Annotated in this window: 15 protein-coding genes; 4 read left to right on the top strand and 11 right to left on the bottom strand. The window is 61.3% G+C overall.

The annotated features are described in order from the left end of the window. Positions 1-9: 9 nt before the first annotated feature. Positions 10-453, bottom strand: a complete 444-nt coding sequence (locus tag AC1D1B_RS25775; RefSeq protein WP_477335622.1) for a hypothetical protein — start codon at positions 451-453, stop codon at positions 10-12. A 373-nt stretch (positions 454-826) separates the two neighbouring features. Here AC1D1B_RS25775 and AC1D1B_RS25770 point away from each other — a divergent pair, with 373 nt between their 5' ends. Beyond that, on the top strand, positions 827-1,927 hold the full coding sequence (locus tag AC1D1B_RS25770; protein ID WP_477335620.1) for an acyltransferase family protein: 1,101 nt from the start codon (positions 827-829) through the stop codon (positions 1,925-1,927). Between the two features lie 45 nt (positions 1,928-1,972). On the opposite strand, the gene AC1D1B_RS25765 is transcribed toward AC1D1B_RS25770, so the two are convergent. The 8 genes from AC1D1B_RS25765 to AC1D1B_RS25730 form a co-directional block, all read right to left on the bottom strand. Beyond that, positions 1,973-3,040, bottom strand: coding sequence for a BMP family ABC transporter substrate-binding protein (locus AC1D1B_RS25765; protein ID WP_477335618.1), 1,068 nt, complete (start codon positions 3,038-3,040; stop codon positions 1,973-1,975). A 50-nt stretch (positions 3,041-3,090) separates the two neighbouring features. Further along, on the bottom strand, positions 3,091-4,011 hold the full coding sequence (locus AC1D1B_RS25760; protein ID WP_477335616.1) for an ABC transporter permease: 921 nt from the start codon (positions 4,009-4,011) through the stop codon (positions 3,091-3,093). Then, on the bottom strand, positions 4,011-5,135 hold the full coding sequence (locus tag AC1D1B_RS25755; protein WP_477335614.1) for an ABC transporter permease: 1,125 nt from the start codon (positions 5,133-5,135) through the stop codon (positions 4,011-4,013). The genes AC1D1B_RS25760 and AC1D1B_RS25755 overlap by 1 nt, the downstream gene beginning before the upstream one ends. Then, on the bottom strand, positions 5,132-6,709 hold the full coding sequence (locus tag AC1D1B_RS25750; RefSeq protein WP_477335612.1) for an ABC transporter ATP-binding protein: 1,578 nt from the start codon (positions 6,707-6,709) through the stop codon (positions 5,132-5,134). Before AC1D1B_RS25750 ends, AC1D1B_RS25755 begins: the two co-directional genes overlap by 4 nt. Positions 6,710-6,919: 210 nt before the next feature. After that, complete coding sequence (locus AC1D1B_RS25745) at positions 6,920-7,897, bottom strand: quinone oxidoreductase family protein (RefSeq protein ID WP_477335610.1); 978 nt, start codon at positions 7,895-7,897, stop codon at positions 6,920-6,922. Positions 7,898-7,915: 18 nt separating this feature from the next. Then, entirely contained in the window at positions 7,916-8,752 is an 837-nt protein-coding gene (gene pcsA / locus AC1D1B_RS25740) for a phosphatidylcholine synthase (protein ID WP_181056957.1), read from the bottom strand. Beyond that, a complete protein-coding gene (locus tag AC1D1B_RS25735) occupies positions 8,749-9,363 on the bottom strand; it encodes a DUF1326 domain-containing protein (protein ID WP_477335608.1) in 615 nt (204 codons plus the stop codon). The genes pcsA and AC1D1B_RS25735 overlap by 4 nt, the downstream gene beginning before the upstream one ends. Before the next feature lie 14 nt (positions 9,364-9,377). Next, positions 9,378-10,274: a DUF2182 domain-containing protein gene (locus AC1D1B_RS25730; RefSeq protein WP_477335606.1), complete on the bottom strand. Its 897-nt coding sequence runs from the start codon at positions 10,272-10,274 to the stop codon at positions 9,378-9,380. A gap of 102 nt (positions 10,275-10,376) precedes the next feature. On the opposite strand from AC1D1B_RS25730, the gene AC1D1B_RS25725 reads away from it, so the two are divergent. Next, positions 10,377-11,585 (top strand): UbiH/UbiF family hydroxylase, encoded by a 1,209-nt coding sequence (locus tag AC1D1B_RS25725; protein WP_477335604.1) that lies wholly within the window; start codon positions 10,377-10,379, stop codon positions 11,583-11,585. A 315-nt stretch (positions 11,586-11,900) separates the two neighbouring features. After that, entirely contained in the window at positions 11,901-12,224 is a 324-nt protein-coding gene (gene hspQ / locus AC1D1B_RS25720) for a heat shock protein HspQ (protein ID WP_023668971.1), read from the top strand. 133 nt (positions 12,225-12,357) lie between these two features. Here hspQ and AC1D1B_RS25715 read toward each other — a convergent pair whose 3' ends face one another. After that, positions 12,358-13,344, bottom strand: a complete 987-nt coding sequence (locus AC1D1B_RS25715) for a glycosyltransferase family 2 protein (protein ID WP_477335602.1) — start codon at positions 13,342-13,344, stop codon at positions 12,358-12,360. 275 nt (positions 13,345-13,619) lie between these two features. Here AC1D1B_RS25715 and AC1D1B_RS25710 point away from each other — a divergent pair, with 275 nt between their 5' ends. Continuing rightward, complete coding sequence (locus AC1D1B_RS25710) at positions 13,620-15,068, top strand: glycosyltransferase family 2 protein (protein ID WP_477335600.1); 1,449 nt, start codon at positions 13,620-13,622, stop codon at positions 15,066-15,068. Between the two features lie 51 nt (positions 15,069-15,119). On the opposite strand, the gene AC1D1B_RS25705 is transcribed toward AC1D1B_RS25710, so the two are convergent. Then, on the bottom strand, positions 15,120-15,746 hold the full coding sequence (locus tag AC1D1B_RS25705; protein ID WP_181056961.1) for an invasion associated locus B family protein: 627 nt from the start codon (positions 15,744-15,746) through the stop codon (positions 15,120-15,122). Positions 15,747-15,751: the final 5 nt, after the last annotated feature.

Raw genomic sequence — 15,751 nt, 5'->3', positions numbered from 1 at the left:
TGCCCTTCGTCAGAGCTTGACCGATTCCATTGCAGCCAGCGACCGATCGATCGCCTGATTGAGGGTCTTGTCCAGCCGCGTGCCCGCCGAGCCAGCCTCCACCACGGACAGCCGTGCGGCAAATCCCAGATGAAAGTCTACGAACCATTCGGGATGCGGCTCGGGCTCCGGAATCGGCGGCCACCACGGCGGAAGCTTCGGTAGCTTCGGCCGCGTCGGGCACCAATCGTCGAGGTCGCTCAGCACCGCTTTCATGTCGAGCCCGCCTCGCTCGGCGAACCACACGCCGCGAATGAATTCGTCGGCGATCGCAGCGCCCAGCTCGTGAGGCGGGAGCGGTTGAGGATTGAGTGCGATTTGCGCGAGCCGCCCCTGTGGTCCGCGCGGGATGACGTCGTAAAAAGCTGGAATACGCTTACCGATGATCGCTAAAAGTTTTTTGTTCAATTGCATAAGACTTCTCCTCATGACGTTTGTCACGCCGGCCGACTTCGTCAGGCCGCAAGATCAGCATGGAAGTAAAAGCCGTTGGTGTATGTGAAGGCGGCCACGGAGCCGTGTCACAGATATTGTTCCTGACGCACGAATACATGGAACGCACAAATGAGCCGGCTCCAGGCGGGTCTGAACACTTGGCGAAAAATGGTCGAGCGATCCTTCAAGATCGACGGCGCAACGTTTGTGAGCTCTGCCGCCCGGCGGTCTGAAATCAGGCTCTACCGCGTTCAGGCAGCGATTTACCACATTTGGCGATAGTTTTGCCCGTTTACCCTGTTTGGTCGCGGTCCGCGTTATGGTTTCCCAGCCGTAAACGCTGAGACTTCGCATGGACGCCAGACCTGCCCGGCAGGACTATATCGCGACGCTGGACCTGTTGAGGCTGGCGGCGGCGCTGGCTGTCGTGTTCTTCCATTACTTCTTTCGCGGCGCAGCTTCCGAGGGCGCTCTCGCCCAGGGCTATCCGAGCGTGGCGCCGGTTGCGCTCTACGGCTATCTCGGCGTCAATCTGTTCTTCCTGATCAGCGGTTTCGTCATCGCCTGGTCGGCGGAAGGCCGCTTCTGGCAAGAGTTTGCCATTGCGCGTTTCGTGCGGCTCTGCCCCGGCTACCTCCTGTGCATGACAATCACCTTCGTCATTATCGCGGCTTTCGGCGCACCGCTGTTTTCAGCTTCTCTCGGCCAGTACGCCGCCAATCTGTCGATGTTTGCGCCGGCGCTCGGCCAACCGTTCATGGACGGCGTCTATTGGTCGATCCTGCTCGAACTGGTCTTCTACGGATGGGTGACGCTGGCTCTCATCGGCGGCGTTTTCCAGAAATGGAAGCTTGGGCTGATCTTCATCTGGCTGGTGATCTCGGCGTCGAACGAGTTCTTCATCGAAAGCCGCGCGGCGAGGCTGCTGTTCATCACTGAGTTCGGTCCGTTCTTCGCCGCCGGCGTGCTCGTCCACCACATCCATGCGCATGGCCGCTCCCTGGCAGCCCTGCTGCTGCTTGGTGCAGCTTTCCTTCTATCCTGCAGCACGCTGTCCGTGACCCGGCAGTGGATGTTGAATGAATACGGCATTGCCGTTTCGCAGCCGCACCTGGTGATCGCCAATTTCGTCATGCATTCCCTGCTGATCGGTGCGGTCCTGCTGCGCAGCTATGTCGTGCCGTCCGCACTGACGATGGCGCTGGGCGGGTTGACCTACCCGCTTTATCTCCTGCACCAGAAAATCGGCTACATCGCCATCAATGCCGCCGCACCGTTGGCCGGTAAATGGGTTGCAGCCCTGGGCTGTGTCGCGCTCATGGTTCTGATTTCCTGGGCGATCTGGCGGTATTTCGAACGGCCAACCCAGCGCTGGGCCAAGGCATGGATCGGCCGCGCGATTGCCGCACTCGCGCGGTTTCGTGGTACCTCCGGGGCGCAAGTCGCAGAATGAAAAGGGCGCCATGAGGCGCCCTTTTTGTTTCGCGTTTTCCGTTGCTTATTGCGGCAACTTGTCGTCGACGCCCTTCACATAAAAATTCATGCCGAGCAGCGTGCCGTCGTCGGCGATCTCGCCGTCCTTCAGCCACGGCGTGCCGTCCTGCTTGGCGATCGGTCCGGTGAAGGGGTTCCAGCCGTCGGAAATCTTCTTGGTGGTCGCCTCGGCCATAGCCTTCACATCGTCGGGCATGTTGGTGAAGGGCGCGAGCTTGACGGCGCCGTCCTTGATGCCCAGCCAGACATTGTCCGGCTTCCAGGTGCCGTCCAGCGCCGCCTGGACGCGGCTGATGTAGTATGGACCCCATTCGTCGGTGAGCGAGGTCAACTGCGCGTTCGGCGCGAACTTGATCATGTCCGAGGACTGGCCGAAGCCGTGCAGCTTGCGCTCTTCCGCCACCTGCAGCGCTGCGGTGGAATCCGTGTGCTGGACGACGATGTCGGCGCCCTGGTCGAACAGCGCCTTGGCGGCATCGGCTTCCTTGCCGGGATCGAACCACGAGTTCACCCAAACGATCTTGGCCTTGAAGTTCGGGTTGACCGACTGCGCGCCGAGCATGAAGGAGTTGATGCCCATCACCACTTCGGGGATTGGGAAGGAAACGATGTAGCCGGCGACCCCTGCCTTCGATTCCTTGGCGGCGATCTGGCCGAGCACGTAGCGGCCTTCATAGAAGCGCGCATTGTAGATGCCGAGATTGTCACCGGTCTTGTAGCCGGTGGCGTGCTCGAACATGACCTTTGGGAATTTCTTGGCGACCTTCACTTCCGGATCCATGAAGCCGAAGGAGGTGCCGAAGATGATCTTGCAGCCCTCGCGCGCCAGACGCTCGAAAGCGCGGTCGGCATCGGGGCCTTCCGAGACGTTTTCGAGATAAGCGGTCTCGACCTTGTCGCCGAGCGCCTTCTCCACCTCGAGACGGCCCTGGTCGTGCTGGTAGGAATAGCCGAAATCGCCGATCGGGCCGGTGTAGACCCAGCACGCCTTCAGCTTGTCGGCGGCCTGCGCCGACGCCGCCAATGACATGGCGGCGGTTGTGGTCATAAGAGCAATAAGCAGTCTTTTCATTGTGTTACCTCTCTGAGTTTAGCCTTGGAGCTTCCCGTTTGTTTTTGTTGTCAACGATCCGGAACGAATGGCTGCCCCAAGGAAGCCGGCGTGTTCATCATCGTCAGACGCTTGTTGCGCGAGATTAGAACGAGAACCACGACGGTTGCCAGATAGGGCAGAGAAGAAAGCAGTTGCGAAGGCACCGGAATGCCAAAAGCCTGTGCATGAAGCTGGCCGATCCACACCGCGCCGAAGATGTAGGCGCCGGCCAGCACCCGCCACGGCCGCCAGGAGGCAAAGACCACCAGCGCCAGCGCGATCCAGCCGCGCCCGGCGCTCATGTTCTCCACCCATTGCGGGGTATAGACCAGCGAAAGATGGCCACCGGCTAGGCCGGCGCAGGCGCCGCCGAAAATGACCGAGAGATAACGGTAGCGGATGACCTTGATGCCGAGCGCGTGCGCCGATGTGTGGCTGTCGCCGATCGAGCGCAGCGTGAGGCCGGTGCGGGTCTTGAACAGGAACCACATGACGGCGGCGGTGAGCGCGATCGAGATGTAGAAGATGGGATCCTGGCCGAACAGCAGCCTGCCCACCACGGGAATGTCGGTCAGCACCGGAATGTAGAGGTTTGGCAGCCTTTCGCCTGGCTGGCCAACGAAGCTCGTCCCCATCATGCCGGACAGGCCGAGGCCAAGCAGCGTCAGTGACAGGCCGGTCGCCACCTGGTTGGTGGCGAGCGACAGCGTCATGACCGCAAACAGCAGTGAGAACACCGCGCCCATGGCGATTGCCGCGAGCAGGCCGATCCATGGCGATCCGGTGATATAGCCGGCGCCGAAGCCGCCGACGGCGCCCATGATCATCATGCCTTCGACGCCGAGGTTCAGCACGCCGGAGCGTTCGACCACAAGTTCGCCGATGGCCGCGATCAGCAGCGGTGTTGCCGCCGTGGCGATGGTCAAAAGGATGTTGACGGTGATGTCCATCAGCGGGCTTCCTTCAGCTTTGGTGCAGCGTTGAGTTTCGCCGCGCCGTTTGCCAGCGCAACGCCGACCAGGCGAATGCGGTAGTGGATGAGCGTGTCGCAGCCGAGCACGAAGAACAGCAGCATGCCCTGGAACACACGCGCCACCTTGTCGGAGATGCCGAGCGCACTCTGCACCGCCTCGCCGCCGAGATAGGTCAGCGCCAGCACCAGGCCGGCGGCAACGATGCCGAGCGGATTGAGCCGGCCGAGGAACGCCACGATGATGGCGGTAAAGCCGTAGCCGGGCGAAATCACCGGTTGCAGCTGGCCGATGGCGCCGGAGACTTCCGAGATGCCGGCAAGACCTGCCAGCGCTCCCGACAGCAGGAAGGCGAAGAAGACCATGCGATTGAGGCCGAAGCCGGCAAAGCGCCCTGCCCGGGGGCTGGAGCCGAGCACGCGGACTTCAAAACCCTTGAGCAAGCGGCTCATCAGCACCCAGATCAGCACGGCTGCGACAAGCGCGAAGACAAAACCCCAATTGGCGCGGCCGGCATCCGGCATCAGTTCCGGCAGGACGGCCGAGTCGTTGAACTGGATGGTCTGCGGAAAGCCATGGCCCTGCGGATCGCGCCATGGACCACGCACCAGCCAGTCGAGGAAGAGCTGGGCGACATAGACCAGCATCAGGCTGGTCAGGATTTCGTTGGTGCCGAAGCGTGTCTTTAAGAGAGCCGGGATCGCCGCATAGGCGGCGCCGCCGACCATGCCGAACAAAAGCATCAGCGGCAGCACAAGCGGGCCTTCGAACCCGGGGAACAGCACCGGGATGGCCGAGCCGAAAATGCCGCCGAGGATGAACTGGCCTTCGGCGCCGATGTTCCAGATGTTGGCCTTGTAGCAGACCGACAGGCCGACCGCGATCAGGATCAGCGGTGCCGCCTTGATCGCCAGCTCATGCAGCTGCCAGACCTGGCTGATCGGTTCGATGAAGTAGATCTGAAATGCATTCAACGGGTTGACGCCGAGCAACGCGAACATGATGGCGCCGGCGATGATCGTCAGGGCGAAGGCGATGAAGGGCGACAGCGCTGAAAACAACATCGAGCGCTGCGGGCGTTTGACGAGTTCGAGGCGCATCATGCCGTCTCCAGAACATGTTCGGCGTGGCCGGGCTCGGCGCCGCCCATCAACAGGCCAATCTTTTCGAACGTGGCGTCGGCAATCGGCAGCGGCTTTGACAATTCGCCATTGTGCATGACCGCGATCGCGTCCGAGATTTCGAACAGTTCGTCGAGGTCCTGGCTGATGACCAGGACAGCGGAGCCGCTGCGCGCCAGTTCGATCAGCGCTTGGCGGATATGGGCGGCAGCGCCGGCGTCGACGCCCCATGTCGGCTGGTTGACGACCATGACGGCAGGGCTGCGGTCGAGTTCGCGACCGACGATGAATTTCTGCAGATTGCCGCCGGAAAGAGCTGCGGCTTCCGGATCGGGCGCGCTCTTGCGCACATCCATCGCCACGATGATGCGTTGGGCGGCGGCATAGACCGCAGCGCTTTTGACTGCGCCGCCGGTGCCGACAAAAACCTTGCCGTCAGTGGCGTGGCGCGACAGGAGCAGATTTTCCGACAACTTCATGCGTGGCGCCGCACCGTGGCCGAGACGTTCTTCCGGCACGAAGGCAGCACCCATCAGCCGCCGGCCGGTGATTGAGAGCGCGCCGACATCCTTGCCGCGGATGCGCACGGACGCAGCGTCCTGCTGCAGCACCTCGCCGGAGACGGATTCGAAGAACTCGCCCTGACCGTTGCCGGCGACACCGGCAATGCCGATCACTTCGCCGGCGCGCACATTGAGGTTGATGTTCTTCAGCGGGATCGAGAACGGTGTTGCCGGCTTGCGGCTGAGCGCGCGGATCTCAAGCAGCGGCGCGGCGGTCTCGATGCCTTCGGCCGGTGCGCGCACCACGGCTTTCACCTCGTTACCGACCATCATGCGGGCCAGCGACGAAGCGGTCTCCTCGCGCGGGTTGCAATGGCCGACGACCTTGCCGTGACGCAGCACGGTGGCGCGGTCGCAGATGCGTTTGACCTCTTCCAGCCGGTGCGAAATGTAGAGGATGGATTTGCCCTCCGAACGCAGGCGCTCCAGCGTCTCGAACAGCTTGTCGGCTTCCTGCGGCGTCAGCACCGAGGTCGGCTCGTCGAGGATGATGAGCTGCGGCGTCTGCAAGAGGCAGCGGATGATCTCGATGCGCTGGCGTTCGCCGACCGAGAGATCGCCGACCAGCGAGTCCGGATCGAGCGGCAGGCCGTAGCTGAAGGAGAGCGCCCTCGCCTTGGCGGCGATGGAGCTGATCGGCGAACCGTCATCCAGCGACAGCGCGATGTTCTCTGCCGCGGTCAGCGCCTCGAACAGCGAAAAGTGCTGGAACACCATGCCGATGCCGAGTTTCTTCGCCATCCCAGGACTGGTGATCCGCACCGCCTCGCCGTTCCAGAAAATCTCGCCGGAATTGGGCTCCAGCGAGCCGAACAGCATCTTGACCAGCGTCGACTTGCCGGCGCCGTTTTCGCCGAGCAGGGCGTGGATCTCGCCTTTGGCGATGTTGAGGTCGATATGATCGCACGCCGTCAACGTGCCGAATATCTTGGTCAGGCCACGAACCTCAAGCAGGTTCGCTCCATCATGATCTGCACTCACAGTGCCTCCCATCCGGTTTCCGGATATGTTCTGTGTTCCCGCCAGCATGGTATGCGCTGGCTGCTCTCGTGCGAAAGCAGCACCCACCTTGAAAGAGCTTCAAGAATTTCAGCGGAAACTCAAGGGCTAAAGATAGCTCTGTTTCGCACAAGAAAGTAGCCGGCCGATTTTTCATGCAGACTGTGCTTGCCGCCACGGCAAAGCGCTGAAAAGCAAGGCAAGTCAGGGAACCAGTATCGTCGTGCCCGTCGTCTTGCGCCCTTCGAGATCGGCTTGCGCCTTGCCGGCGTCCTTCAGCGCATAGCGCTGGTTGATCTTGATCTCGACCGCGCCGCTCAGCACTACGTCGAACAAGGCCGCAGCGGCGATTTCGAGATCTTCGCGTTTTGCGTTGTAGACGAACAGCGTCGGCCTTGTGACGAACAGCGAGCCCTTCTGCGCCAGGAGCGACATCGGGAATGGCGGGATCGGCCCCGAGGATTGACCGAAGGAGACGAACATGCCGAGCGGCTTCAGGCAGTCGAGCGAGGCCGGGAATGTGTCGTTGCCGACCGAATCGTAGACGACGTCGCATTTTTTGCCGCCGGTGATGGCGGCGACGCCGGCGACGAAATCCTGCTCCCTGTAGTTGATGACATGGTCGAAGCCATGCGCCTTGGCGAGTTCGATCTTGTCGGTTGAGCTGGCCGTGCCGATGACGGTCGCGCCGAGATGTTTCGCCCATTGTCCCAGGATCAGCCCGACGCCACCGGCGGCGGCGTGGAACAGGATGGTGTCGCCTGGCTTCACCTTGAAGGTGCGGCGCAGCAGATACTCCGCCGTCATGCCTTTCAGCATCATACCGGCGGCCTGCTCGTCGCTGATGCCGTCCGGCACCTTGACCACGCGGTCGGCGGCGACGACGCGCTGTTCGGCATAGGCGCCGACATTGACGGCATAGGCGATGCGGTCACCCGGCTTCAGCCAGTCGACGCCCGTGCCGACCGCCAGCACGACGCCGGCCGCTTCGCCGCCCGGGATCAGCGGGAAACCGCCGGGCGGCGGATAGAGGCCGGTGCGATGATAGACATCGATGAAATTGAGGCCGATCGCCGTGTGCCTGACCAGGATCTGCCCCGCGCCGGGTTGCCCCGGATCGGCATCCTCATAGGTCAGGACTTCCGGACCGCCATGGGCGTGGATACGGATCGCTTTGGACATTTCTGGACTTTCCTGCAGTCAGGCTTTCTTGCTGTCAGTCGGCGGCTTGGCGCCGAGCTTTGGGAAGAACTGCATGATACCGCCGATGCAGGCGAGGTAAAGCCCGGTGACGGTGATGCCGACCTTGGTGAAGATGCTGACCTGTTCGCCGAGAACGCCGATCTGGTCGTAGAAGGCGGCAAGCGCCGCCTGCGCCAGCGCCAGCGCGCCGAAAGCGCACCAGAGCAGCGTCATGCCGAGATTGATTGGCCGCAGCCGCACCACCCGCACGGGGTGGATGAAGTTGATCGGCACGAAGGTGAGGATGCCTGCCGCGACGACGACGCCAAAGGACACCCACTGACCCGGCTCAATGACGAACAGCGTGAACACCACCATGTTCCAGACCACCGGAAACCCTTTGAAGAAGTTCTCCTTCGTCTTCATGCCGGTGTCGGCGTAATAGATGGCGCTGGAGACAACGATGATGGCGGCCGACAGGAACGACAGCCGCTCCCCCATGAAGCCGCGCTGGTAGAGCGCGAAGGCCGGGATCAGCACATAGGTGACATAGTCGATGATGTTGTCGAGGAGTTCGCCCGACCAGGTCGGCAGGATCTCCTTGACCTCGAGTTTGCGCGCGATCGGCCCGTCGATGCCGTCGACGAACAGAGCCAGTCCCAGCCACCAGAACATTGCCGTCCAGCGTTCCTCGCTTGCCGCCACCAGCGACAGGAAGGCCAGGAATGAACCCGACGCGGTCAACAGATGCACCGAGAATGCGCGCGCCTGCGGCCAGGTGACCTTCTTCTTCGGGCGCGGAATCCGATCGGTGATCTTCTCGGCGATTTGCCTGGCCCTTGTGTTCTTGCTCACGGGCCCCGCCAATCCAGCTTGCAGATTTCGGCCGAGCGGCCGGCGAAATTCCAGTTGCGGCCGAAAGCCCGCATCTTGCTCTTGTCGGACCTGGCCACGATGATCTCCGGCGCGATCCAGTATTCCGAGTTGTTGATCACGGTATCCTTCTCGCGATCCTTGCCGGGAATCGGTGTCACCGCCCCGTCGATGATCTTCGGTATCTGGAAAATGCGGGTCTTGTCACGCGTCTCGTAGGTGATCGGCACCTGCTCGACGCCAAGGAACTTACCGACAAGGATGGAGAGCAACGATGTGGTTCCACCGGCCTTGCCGGTGAAGATCCTGGTCAACGCCTTCACCGCGTAGACCGAGGCGCGCTTGTCGATGAACAGGCCGGCGGTCCAGTTGCCACGGCTCATATAGCCTGGGATTTCCATGACCAGTCCGAGATTGAGACCAGAAAGGTCGACCTCGCCGAAATGGCCGGCATCGATGCGAAAACCCGCCCAAGTCTGGCAATAACCCTCTGTCGGCGGATGGCTGCCAAGCGATAGCACGCAAGGGCAAAAAACCGTGCAATTGCAGGAGAGTACGAGCTCTCCTTTCATTGCCCAGCCTTGCTCTGCCATTGAATTCTCCCCCGTCATGCCGAGACTACTAGCAGGGCGACTGCCCAGACAAGCAGTATCGCACCGGCCACCCGGGTAGGAAGCCTGCCGGTGGTCTGTTTTTCGATGAGGGTGAACAGGCCGATCAGCGCCATCCAGAACACGTTCATCGTGCCGACGGCAAACATCACCAGCATCAGTGCCCAGCAACAGCCGAGACACCACAGGCCCTGCTCCAGCCCGAGCCGGAAAATGCGACTGGGCTCGGCGCTCCAGTTGGAAAACAGGGTAGCGAAGGGATTCCGGCATTTTGTCAGGCAGGCCTGCTTGAGGCTGCTGAACTGGTAGAGGCCGGCCACCAGCAAAGCGGCAGCCGCGGCAAAGCCGGTCACCGGATCGAGCAATCGCCCCGACGAGGCAAATGCGTGGACGGCCAGCGTCAGCGTTGCGAAACCAGCCGAGGCGACAAGCCATGTGCAGAGGTAACCCGAAACCAGAATCGGCGGGTGAGCCACCGGCTCGCCCTTGATGCGGGCCGTGTCAGCGATTTCGCAATAGGTTCGGATCATTGGCGCTGCAGACGGCAGCATCGTCGCCACGGCCATAAGGAACCACATCGCGATCAGCGCCAGAAATTGTGCGCCACTACCGGCGTCGAGCGGTGCGGGTGTCAGGCACAGGCCGAAGAAGCGGTCGAGAAAATCCGGCAGCGGCAGCTGCGGCAGATAGCGCAGCACCACATCGCCTGGTGCGCCGGCGCCGGGAAGCCGGCTTTCAGCGCCGCGGATTGCCATGGCGCCGAGAATGAACCAGGCGAGCAGAATGCTGCCGCCAATGGCAATGTTGACCATTAGGCGAGGATTGCGGGCCAGGCTTGCCATGGCGCGGCCGGCGCGGTCGAGATGGCTGAAATCGTCCTGCTGGCCGGTCATGGCAATCGAATGAGCCTAATCGCCGCGTTGATCAAGCCGCATGGTCTGACCTATATCCATGGATAGACAGGATGGACCTGCATCGCAAACTGGAAGTCCAATTTGGATCATCGCGAGACAGCACGGATACTGGTTGCCGGCAGCGGCCCTGCCGGGCTGATCGCGGCGCTCGGTTTTGCCGGGGCGGGATTTCCCGTGACCCTTATCGGACCCGAGGCCGGCGGCCCCGATGGCCGGACCACGGCGCTGATGAACCCAGCCCTCAGGATTCTCGATCGGCTGGGCGTGCTGGCTGAACTCGCGCCGAAGGCTGCACCGCTGAAGGTCATGCGCATTGTCGACGCCACCAGCCGGCTGATCCGTAGCCCGGTCGTCACTTTTCGCGCCACGGAGATCGGCGAAGAGCAGTTCGGGCTCAACCTGCCCAACAGCGCACTCAACCCGGCGCTGGCCAAGGCCGTCGCCGCGCATCCCGATATCGAATGGCTGAAGGTGATGGTCGAGAGCTGGCGCCTGAACGCCGACGAGGCGCGTGCCGTTCTGGCGGATGGCCGCGAAGTGTCCGCTTCGCTTGCGGTTGCCGCCGATGGGCGCCTGTCGCCGGCGCGTGAAGCGGCAGGCATAGCGGCCTCAGTGCGATCCTATCCGCAGGCAGCACTTGTGCTGAACTTCGGCCATCGCAGCGAACACGGCTACACCTCGACAGAATTCCACACCGAAACCGGGCCGTTCACCCAGGTTCCGCTGCCCGGCAACCACTCCAGCCTTGTCTGGGTGGTGAAACCGGAAACGGCAAAAGACCTTGCCGCGCTCGACGACGTGACACTTTCCGAGCGTGTCGAACAGCAAATGCAGTCGATGCTGGGCCGGGTGTCGGTCGAGCCCGGCCGGCAGATCTACCCGCTGTCGGCGGCATCACCGGGGCGCTTCGCGCAAAACCGTGTGGCGCTGGTCGGCGAGGCCGCGCATGTGTTTCCGCCGATCGGCGCCCAGGGTCTCAATCTCGGCATCAGGGATATCGACGATCTGATTGGAATCGCTGGTGAAAATCGCGATGACCCGGGTGCGGCCAAGGCGCTCGCCGCCTATGATTTCAGACGCCGGCCCGACATTCTGGCGCGCAGTGGCGCGGTCAACCTGCTCAACATGTCGCTGCTGTCGGACATGCTGCCGGCACAGATGGCGCGCAGCGCCGGGCTCAACGTGCTTGGCAGTTTCGCGCCATTGCGCGCCTTCTTCATGCGTGAGGGCTTGAGGCCGGGCAGCGGCTTTGCGGCACTTACTGGTCTAGGGAAACAGATCCGGCGGTAATATGCCGTGCGGATCATGTAGAGCAGCCCCGTTACCGTGATCACAGACAAGCAGATCAGCACGCTGACCGGGGCGTCGGCCGAAACCGCTTCACACTTTTCAGCATCATGCTCTAGACCGGGCTAGCCCGTAGCTTCCTCGGGCGTCAAGCGCTTCGGCATTGAACTGACACACCGTCTGCGCCAGATAAAGCGTGATACCAGCCCTAAAGTCGGGCTCGATTTTTGGTGACGGCGTGTGTAAATTCAAAGCCTTAGAGCGCGTGCCGTGCATTCCAAGGGACGCTGGGCGCTTCAGAGCTTCGTGGTGAGTATGATGAAAACAGCCAAATTCTCGATCGGACAGGTGGTTCGCCACCGGCTGTTTCCATTTCGCGGCATCATTTTCGATGTCGATCCGCAATTTGCCAACACCGACGAATGGTACGAGGCGATCCCGGCCGATGTGCGGCCGCGCAAGGACCAGCCGTTCTATCATCTGCTCGCCGAGAATTCAGAAACCGAATACATTGCTTACGTCTCCGAGCAGAACCTGCTTGAGGACCAGTCGGGCGAGCCGGTCCGGCATCCGCAGATCGGTGAGATGTTCGATAAGCGGCCGGACGGGCGCTACGAGCCAAAGCGCCAGTCGAGACATTGACCTCAAGCCCCCGCGATCAGCAGCTAAATCATGGCGGCGTCTGATTGATTTGCGAGCATGGTCTGGGTCTGTCGTGCCGGGCTTTCATTGCCGAAGGTTCGCGGCAAATCCGACAGCGCAGCTACTTGTCGACCTATATTCGCATGATGCCCAATTTGTAGAGGCGATGAAAGAGAACCTGTTTCCTCATATAGCCGGCTATCGCGGCATTGATATCCCTCCCCTTGGGCAAGGAGCCGTGACTGCGTAGCCGCAGGCGGTCCTGCTCTTCTTGTCCGACGTCGTGCAGGGCAAACGTCTTTTGAGTGGAGTAAACGCGAAAGCAGGCCAGGAAGCGAGGAAGCCGCTTGAAGCGAAAACCTGCCGCCTGCGCCCGCAGAATGAAATCCCAGTCCATCGCATAGTGAAAATTTGTGTCGAATCCGCCGAGTTTTTCCCAAACGCTGCGGCGCCAGAACATGGTCTCCTGGGGGATATAGTCCGCCCATTTGATGACCTCGCTGTCGTGCGGCGGCAGGACCACGCGAGCGGTTTCCCTGCCCTTTTCGTCGATCACTATTCGATTGCCATAGACGAAATCGACCTTGGGATATTTCTCGAAGGCGCGTGCCACATAATGCAGTGTTCCGGGCAACAGGACGTCGTCGCTGTTGAGATAGGCCATGATGTCGCCGGAGACCGCCGCAAAGCCCTTGTTGATGGCGTCTGTCTGCCCGCCGTCCGCGGCGCTGTTCCAGGCAATCCGTTGTCCGTAGGACTCCAGTATCTCGCGCGTCCCGTCTTGCGAGCCGCCATCCTGAACGATGTATTCGAGGTTGGGATAGTTTTGGGAGAGGACGCTGTCGATCGTAGCTGGCAGAAAATGCGCATGCCGATAGGACGGCGTGACAATGGCAATCCGAAGCGCGCCCGTGTTGGGTGTGGGAACGTTGTAGTTTGATGGGGTATCCAATTTCCGTGGCTGGTACTGATGAAAATCGAAAACCTTCGGCTGAAACTTATATCGCCAGCTGCGCCGCCGCCGCAGGTAATAGTCACTCTCGAGAATCTGGATTCGCCGCTTGAGCGACGAAATCTCTTTCACAAGGCTATCGATTGTGACTTCCTGCCCACCGTCCATCACTTGGTTCCCCAACACTTGCGCTGCCACACGTCACACAACACGTGGTCCGTTTCAATAGCGCCCAGTTCTGCAATTGGTCTGCTACAAGTTCTCTTCGCCGCGGACGACGGTGGTGTTGCAAACTCGAGATTTGGGCGTGAAGGTGCGGAGGCCCCCGATGCGTCCAAAAGGGGTTGCGCCCTTTTGAGCGAGTAGACTCCAGAAAACAAAAGCATCTCATGCACCGCTCTTTGCCACGGAAAAGTTCGCAACAGAATCCACCCGATTCGAATGTGCTGATTTCCGTTCTGATGCCGCTTGAGTTCCATCGCGACCAGGCAACCATCGCGATCCGTAAATGGCGGCAGGACCAGACCCTGCAGGGGTCGGCGTTCGAACTCATCCTCGTTGCCTCCCATGACGCCAATGCTGCGGACATGGATGAGATTCGCCATCTGCTTGCTCCGCAGGACCGCCTCATCCAGACGTCAGCCAAACATGATATCGCCCAAGTTGCAGAAGCAGCGCGGCATGCCCGGGCGGACCTGCTGTTCTTCACCGAAAGTCACGTCTGGCCGACGCCCACCGTCCTCGAGCAATGCCTCGATGTCTTCTCAAAGCACCCCGAATGGGCGGGATTCTCGTGTCGAACTCATGCCAGCGCACCCAACAAACTGGCGCGTTCGGAAGCGCGGATGTACGAGGCCGATATCCAGCACGGCATGACGGAGAGTTCATGGCGCAAGATCCTCGACCAGTGCTTTGCGACACGCCGAAAGGCCTACGAAGAAGCGGCGGGATTTGACGTTGACTGCGGGCATTTTTCGGAATGGCTGTTGGCTGCTCGCTACTACAAGTTGGGCTTTTCCATCGGCTACGTGCCAGAAATCGAACTCGTGCATTACTACATCGGGCAGTGGCCGGAACTGCGTGAGTTCACGGAAGACTTCGTCGACGGCGAAGCACTGTGGCTGGCGCGCGGCGGACCGCGGCAAGAGCCGATAATCGACGTTCCATTCGAATGGAGCTGTCGAGGCGAACGCCGGAAAGATTTGACGCGGCATATTCTCCAAATCGCCTGGCACCAGAAGAGACGAAAATTGCGTCCACGGTTGCGCGGTGGAGGCATGATGCAGGTGCTGCGGCATCATTGGGGAGCGGCCTTCCTGGGGGATCGTCTGGCCACTGGCAGCGCGCGCGCGACGCTTCTGTGGCGGCACGTCACGCTGATGCTGGCACGGGCATTCGGTTCGGACTCGCAACTCGACAAAGTGTTTCGGCAAACGATAGCCGCACTGGTTCATGAGAGACGGCTGCGCACCTCACCTGAAGTTCAAGAGGTTGCTGAGGATGGCTCGCTCTGGACGCCCGACGAAGCCTATGCAGGACGCGCTGCCGGGATCCACGCGGCAGAAGTCTTTGGCGACGTGGCCTTTCGATGGTCTAGCAATGTCGCGTCGGTCGAACTGGAATTGCCTGCGGGCGAACATCTGGTGCAGGTCCAGACGCTGGCGCACATATTGACGCCGCGCATTGAGCTGCTTTTTTATCTGAACGGGCAAATCTTGCCCATCGAAGCCGCCAATGTCGCGGACGGGACTTTCGTCCTGAAGGTGGCGCGGGACAGAGACAGTCCCGCAATCCTAGGGTGGGTGGGTAAACGTCAGCAATCGCCGACAGACAGTCGCATACTGAGCCTGCCGATCACGCGGATTTCCAGGCTGGAGCGGTTCACCGTCTAACGGAAACGGTGAACTACTTACCGAGTGACCGGCGTGGACGCCGCCCAGATGTCAGTTGGCCGCCTTGGCCTTGTCCTGCTCGTCCTTGAGCTTCTTGGCAAAATCCTGGTTGTTCTTGGCAACGAAGTCCTGAAGCTTCTTCTGCCGGTCCTCGATGTCGGACTGCTGCAGCGCCGGGCCGTCATAGGCGCCGCTGAAGCCGGTCAGGGCAACCTTGATCGGGTTTGCCTGGTTCTGGAAATTGATCGAGGTCAGCGTGATCGCCTGGCCCTTCTTGAAGGAAGCAACAAGCGCGTCGGTCAGCGGCACTTCAGCCACGCACCGGTCGGGAAAGCAGATGACATAGTCGAGCTTCTGCGCCTTGCCGGCATCGATCTGCAGGCCGATGCCGGGAGGCACCAGACGTCCGGTGGGGACCGTGACCTGGAAAACCTTGCGGTTCACTTTGCCCTTCAGCTCGATCAGGCTGACGCCGGTGACGAGCTGGCCGTTGCCGGCGGTGACGATGTTCTGGACATTGCAGATGTCGACATCTTCCTGCTTGGTGCAGGCCTTGAACCAGCCCTGCGGAATCTGTTGCTGCTGTGCCGAAGCGGTGGGAAGTCCGGCGCCCAGAAAGCCGACCACGCCCGCGGCCATGACCGAAAGGCGGTATGCGTTGCTGTTCAGGCTCGTCATGTCGT

The organism is Mesorhizobium sp. P2_C5_2 (assembly GCF_056404535.1).
This window is presented reverse-complemented; position numbering and strand designations above follow the sequence as displayed.